This is a genomic window from Rathayibacter sp. AY1H2, assembly GCF_002931985.1.
Lineage (GTDB): Bacteria > Actinomycetota > Actinomycetes > Actinomycetales > Microbacteriaceae > Rathayibacter.
In genome coordinates this window covers 1-5,981 of record NZ_PSUV01000038.1, presented here as the reverse complement: position 1 = coordinate 5,981, position 5,981 = coordinate 1, and the positions used below count along the sequence as shown (strand labels likewise).

Genomic DNA, 5,981 nt, shown 5'->3' with positions numbered 1-5,981 from the left:
GCGCGGGGGTTGCTCCAGCTGAGATCTGTGGTGCGGGGTCGGCGATGCGGGTGCGACCAAGCTAGTGGCAGGTTGGGGGGACCCGCATCGCCGACCGCGCACCACTGAGTTCCGATGGAGGAACGCCATGGCCACGACACCCGTGCTCCGCAGGATCGCGATCGCGCTGGTCGCGGTCGTCGCAGTGGGAGTGGCGGGTGCCGCACCGGCGTCCGCTCTCGACAGGCCCGTCTCCGGATACCTGAAGGACAGCGGGCTCACGCCCGAGAAGATCCGCGACTTCCTCGGCGGACCCCTCATCTCGCCCTCGACGCAGGTGGGCTACGGCGGAGCGGTCTCGAGCGTCGACGCGAACGCGAGCCGCGTGGGCATGGAGGTGCTGAAGCGCGGCGGCAACGCAGCTGACGCCGCTGTCGCCACAGCCGCGGCCCTCGGCGTGAGCGAGCCGTACAGCGCCGGCATCGGCGGAGGCGGGTACTTCGTCTACTTCGACAAGGCCTCCGGCGAGGTCAGCACCATCGACGGACGCGAGACAGCGCCGGCCGGCATCACCTCGGACGCGTTCCTCGACCCCGCGACCGGAGCCCCGTACCCGTTCACCCCGGACCTCGTCTCCTCCGGCGTCGCGGTCGGCGTGCCCGGCACCGTGGCGACCTGGGACACCGCGGTCGACCGCTTCGGCACCCTGCCGCTCCCCGTCGTGCTGGCGCCCTCGATCGCGCTCGCGGCGAAGGGCTTCCGGGTGGACGAGACCTTCCGCAACCAGACGCTCGACAACCTCGAGCGGTTCCAGGCGTTCCCCGACACGGCCGAGCTCTTCCTCCCCGGTGGGGACGCGCCGAAGGTGGGCAGCACCTTCCGCAACCTCGACCTCGCGAAGACGCTGACCTCCATCGCCGTCCACGGGCCGGACGCGTTCTACGAGGGCGCGCTGGCCGCCGAGATCGCCGACACGGTCCAGAACCCGCGGATCGCCGAGGGGTCGGACCTCCCCGCCCCGGCCGGCACGATGACCGCTGCCGACCTCGCGGCGTACTCGGTCGCCGAGCAGGCGCCGACCCGCGTCTCCTACCGCGGACTCGACGTCTACGGGATGGCGCCCTCCTCCTCCGGCGGGATCGCGGTCGGCGAGGCCCTCAACATCCTCGAGAACCACGACCTCGCGGCCGAGGACACGGGCAGCGCCCTGCACCTCTACCTCGAGGCGTCCGCCCGCGCCTTCGCCGACCGCGGCGCCTACGTCGGCGACCCGGCCTTCGTCGACGTGCCCACCGAGACGCTCCTCAGCCAGGAGTTCGCGGACTCGCGGGACTGCACGATCGACCCGGCGACCGCCTCCGTCCGCCCGGTCGCGCCCGGCGCTCTCGACGGCTCCGGATGCGCGACCGCCCCCGCCGTGGAGGAGTCGGACACCGAGAACATCTCCACGACCCACCTCTCGGTCGTCGACAAGTGGGGCAACGCCGCCTCCTACACGCTGACGATCGAGCAGACCGGCGGCTCGGCGATGACCGTCCCCGGCCGCGGCTTCCTCCTCAACAACGAGATGACCGACTTCTCCCCCACCTTCGTCGACGGGGACCCGAACCGGATCGAGCCGGGCAAGCGCCCGCGCTCGTCGATGTCGCCGACGATCGTGCTCGACGGCGGGGACGTGCGGTTCGTCGTCGGCTCGCCGGGCGGATCGACGATCATCACGACGGTCCTGCAGACGCTGGTCAACCGCATCGACCTCGGCATGACGCTCCCCGAGGCGGTGGCAGCGCCCCGCGCCTCCCAGCGCAACGGCGCGACGACCTCCGCCGAGCCCGAGTTCATCGAGGCGTACGCCGACGACCTCGCTCCCTTCGGCCAGCAGCTGGTCCCCTCGGGCGACACCTTCACCTCGGCCGCGCAGATCGGGGCGGTGGCCGCCATCGAGGTCGACCCCTCCGGCCGGATGACCGCGGTCGCCGAACCGGTGCGGCGCGGCGGCGGCGTCGGGCTGGTGGTCCGGCCCGAGAAGTGACGCCCCGGAGCCTCCGCGGCCCGCTGAGAGGAACCGTCGGCCGGCCGCCCCTCTCGCCCGGGAGCGGTCCTCCGCGGGAAGGAGGCGTCTGCGACACTGGGGAGATGTCGTCGTCGCGCCCGCTGCGCACCCTCCGGGGCGTCGTCGCGGCGACGGTGGCGACGCTCGTCGCACTGTTCTCGCACGTGGCCGGCGGCGGCCAGATCCCGGGTCCGCTCGGTGTCGCGATGCCGCTCGTCCTGTCGGTCCTGGTGTGCGTGGCGCTCGCCGGGCGCAGGCTCTCCCTGGTGCGCCTGGCGGTCTCGGTGGGAGTCAGCCAGTTCCTGTTCCACACGCTCTTCACGATCGGGACCTTCGCGGGGCCGGTCGATGCGCCGACCCTGCACGCGCACCACGGTGCCATGATCGACGTCAGCGCGGCGATGACGCACAGCGGGATGACCGGCTCCTCGATGTGGGCGGCGCACCTCGTCGCCGCCGTCGCGACGACCGGGGCGCTCCACCGCGGCGAGTCCCTCCTCGTCCGGGTCGCCGCGACGACGAGCCACCTCGTCACCCGCCTGGTGCGGGTCCTGCCGACTCCGGTGGCCGCTCCTCGACCCGCGCGACGCTCCTCCTTCGAGCTGCGCGACGTGCTCCCCCTCGCCTCGGGCGTCTTCCCCCAGGCGGCGCTGCGGCGCGGCCCCCCTCTGCAGCCCGCCTCCTGATCATCGACGCGAGCCGCGGCGAGGACCTCCCCGGAGGTCCCCGCGGCGTCTGACCGACCCGTCTCCTCCCCGGACCCTCGCGAACGGCGCGCCCCTCACCGGGACGGCGGAGGCCGACGAGCCCGACTTCGAGGCGACGACGGCCATCGGCTTCCCGGTGATCCCGGAGTTCTCGCACATGAGGCGCGCCCGCTCGGAGAACACCGCCGAGCGCTTCCACCGCCGCGCCTACAACTACGACGACACCCCCACGAGCGAGGACATCTCGAACTGCGGGCTGATCTTCGCGGCGTACCAGGCCGACGTCACCGCGCAGTTCGTGCCGATCCAGAAGCGCCTGGACGAGCTGGACCTGCTCAACGAGTGGACGACGCCGATCGGCTCCGCCGTCTTCGCGATCCCGCCGGGCTGCGTCGAGGGCGGCTACATCGGCGACACCCTCCTCTGACCCTCACCGGCACCCGCCACAGCACCGAAGGACCAGAAGCATGGCCACCACCGCCACGAGACCCCGCGACTCCGCCGACACCCCGCCCCCGCCGCGCAGAAGCAGCGGAGGCTGGCTCGGACAGCTGCTGCTCCGCCTGCACTTCTCCGCCGCCCTGTTCGTCGGGCCGTTCATCCTCGTCGCCGCGACCAGCGGAGCGCTCTACGCACTCACCCCGCAGCTCGAGCAGGTCGTCTACGCGCAGGAGCTGCACGCCCCCGAAGCGGACACCTACCTGCCCCTGGCCGACCAGATCGACGCCGCCGACGCGTACACCGGAGGCGGGCAGAGCATCGTCGCCGTCCGCCCCGCCCCGAACCCCGGCGACACCACCCGGGTGATGTACGCGGACCCGGCGCTCGGCGCCAGCGAGACCCGCGCGGTCTTCATCGACCCGGCCACCGCCGCCGTCCGCGGCGACCTCACCGCCTACGGCACCAGCGGCGCCCTGCCGTTGCGGACCTGGATCAGCGACCTGCACCGGACGCTGCACCTCGGGGACGTGGGCCGCTACTACAGCGAGCTCGCCGCCTCCTGGCTGGGGGTCGTCGCCCTCGCCGGCCTGGGCCTCTGGATCATCCGCCTCCGCCGAGCCCGCGTGCAGAGGGACCTGCTGCGCCCCGCGCCGAGGACCACCGGCTACAAGCGCCTGTTCTCCTGGCACGCCTCCACCGGCGTCTGGCTGCTCGTCGGCGCCCTGTTCCTCTCGACCACCGGCATCACCTGGTCGCTGTACGGAGGCGGGAACTTCGAGACCCTCCGCTCCGCAGTCGGCTGGACCACACCCTCGCTGGGGACGACGCTCGGCGACCGGACCGGCGAGGTGGCCGACGAGCACGCCGGACACGCCGGACACGCCGGACACGGCGCGGCCACCGGCGACGCCGTCGAGTCGACGGCGGGCTACTCGTCGGCCGCCTACGACTCGGTGCTCTCGGTCGCCCGCGAGGTCAACGTGAACACGGGACTGGTCGAGATCCGGCCGCCCGCGGCGGAGGGCTCGGCCTGGGTCGTGCAGGAGATCCAGCGCAGCTTCCCGACCGAGGTCGACGGCGTCGCGATCGACGGGAGCACGATGCAGGTCGTCGACCGGGTCGACTTCGCCGACTTCGGCCTCGTCGCCAAGCTCTCCCGCTGGGGCATCGACACGCACATGGGCTCGATGTTCGGGCTGCCCAACCAGCTGCTGCTGTTCGTCACCGCGGCCGGCATCGCCACGATGGTCGTGCTCGGGTACCTGATGTGGTGGAAGCGCCGCCCCACCCGCGGCCCCCGACGGCTCGTCGGCACCCCGCCGGCCCGGGGAGCTCTCCGGCGCGCGCCGTGGTGGGGAGTCGCGTCCGTCCTGGTCGTCGCCGCCGCGGTCGGGCTGTTCCTCCCGCTCCTGGGGGCGAGCCTCGCGGCCTTCGTGATCATCGACACCCTGCTGGGGCTCCGACCCGCGCACCGCTGAGCGCGCGGGCGCCGACCCGGTGAGGTCCACCGGGCCGGCGTCACAGCTGACGCCGCTCCGCGTCCCGGTCGGCGTCGCTCCCCCGGAGTCCGACCGCCTTCCTCACCGTTGTCTCCGTGGATTCGGGGCAGTTGTCGGCTCCGGAACGCGCCAGGGGTCCCGGGTACGGCTGACCGCCTTCAGCCGCCTGATGGCATGCCGTGATGAGCCGCCCGGGACCCCGCAACGGCAGGACCGCTCATGGAGAGACACGACCAGATCGCCCCGTGATGACATGCCGGCGAGGTCGTTCACGGCGCACCGCACCCGCTGAACGGAAGGACCCTGCGTGCCCCGACTCCGGGCCGGAATCGACGCCGGCAAGACCGACCACCACTGCCGGTGAGGGTGCATCGATGATGCTCATCGCGCGCCTCCGAGCCAGAGTCCTGTTGCTGCGGCGATGACGCTGAGGAGGAGCGTGCCGAGGGCGTTGATGGCGGAGGCGAGTTGGCGTCCTTCGGCGAGGAGACGGACGGTTTCGAGGCTGGCGGTGGAGAAGGTGGTGTAGCCGCCGAGGAAGCCGGTGCCGAGGACGAGTCGCCACGGCTCGGGGGCGATGCCTGCGAGGGCGAGGCCGGTGATCAGGCCGAGGAGGAGTGATCCGGTGACGTTGATGACGGTGGTGCCCCAGGGGTAGGCGCCGCCGGTGCGGGCTTTGATGAGCCCGTCGAGGAGGAGCCGTGTTGCGGCTCCGATTCCACCGGCGAGGGAGAGCGCGAGGAACAGTGCGGGTGTCATGCCGGCACCTTCCTCTGCGTGCGTCGCCGGTGGAGTGCTGCGGCGAGGGCGACTCCGGTCCAGGACGCGAGGGCACCGAGCAGGACGGTGCCGAGCGCGTAGAGGGCGGCGGGTGCGGGGTGTCCTGTGGTGAGCAGGTGGGCGGTGTCGGTGGCGAGGGTGCTGTAGGTGGTGAAGCCTCCGAGCGCTCCGGTACCGAGCAGCAGCCGTGCGGTGCGGCGTCGGCCCTCGTCGCTACCGGCTCTGGCGAGGCTCTCCAGGAGTACGCCGAGCAGGAGCGCGCCGACGATGTTGATGGCGAGGACGACGGTGTCGAAGGCGGGATCGGCGGGGAACGCGAGGGTCAGGCCCTCCCGCGCCCCGGTCCCGACCGTGCCGCCGGCGGCGACGAGGAGGAGGTATCGCGGACGCAGGTGCACGGGTCGTGGCGTCCCGTCGGGGGCGTCGTCGACGTCGAGGTCGCTGTCGACCGGCAGCTCGGGGTCGGGGTCCGGGGGGCGGTGACGGTGGCGGTCATCAGTCACGGGGAGTGGGACCTTTCGGGAG

At 72.8% G+C, this 5,981-nt stretch carries 5 protein-coding genes and 1 pseudogene; 4 read left to right on the top strand and 2 right to left on the bottom strand.

The window, feature by feature from the left end; all coding sequences use genetic code 11:
- The first annotated feature begins 127 nt into the window (after positions 1 to 127).
- The 4 genes and pseudogenes from ggt (at position 128) to C5C29_RS16685 (ending at position 4,655) form a co-directional block, all read left to right on the top strand.
- Complete coding sequence (gene ggt, locus C5C29_RS16700) at positions 128 to 2,008, top strand: gamma-glutamyltransferase (protein WP_104267631.1); 1,881 nt, start codon at positions 128 to 130, stop codon at positions 2,006 to 2,008.
- 104 nt (positions 2,009 to 2,112) lie between these two features.
- Complete coding sequence (locus C5C29_RS16695; RefSeq protein WP_104267630.1) at positions 2,113 to 2,715, top strand: hypothetical protein; 603 nt, start codon at positions 2,113 to 2,115, stop codon at positions 2,713 to 2,715.
- Between the two features lie 67 nt (positions 2,716 to 2,782).
- Positions 2,783 to 3,163 (top strand): annotated as a pseudogene (locus C5C29_RS16690) (Dyp-type peroxidase); the annotation flags it as partial.
- A 40-nt stretch (positions 3,164 to 3,203) separates the two neighbouring features.
- Entirely contained in the window at positions 3,204 to 4,655 is a 1,452-nt protein-coding gene (locus C5C29_RS16685; RefSeq protein ID WP_104308592.1) for a PepSY domain-containing protein, read from the top strand.
- Positions 4,656 to 5,057: 402 nt separating this feature from the next.
- Here the strand turns inward: C5C29_RS16685 and crcB are convergent, their stop codons facing one another.
- Together crcB and C5C29_RS16675 are read right to left on the bottom strand one after the other, a co-directional pair.
- Positions 5,058 to 5,435 carry a fluoride efflux transporter CrcB gene (gene crcB / locus C5C29_RS16680; RefSeq protein ID WP_104224798.1) on the bottom strand — a complete coding sequence of 126 codons (378 nt, stop codon included), beginning with the start codon at positions 5,433 to 5,435 and terminating at the stop codon, positions 5,058 to 5,060.
- Positions 5,432 to 5,959 (bottom strand): CrcB family protein, encoded by a 528-nt coding sequence (locus C5C29_RS16675; RefSeq protein WP_258069503.1) that lies wholly within the window; start codon positions 5,957 to 5,959, stop codon positions 5,432 to 5,434. Before C5C29_RS16675 ends, crcB begins: the two co-directional genes overlap by 4 nt.
- Positions 5,960 to 5,981 lie beyond the last annotated feature (22 nt).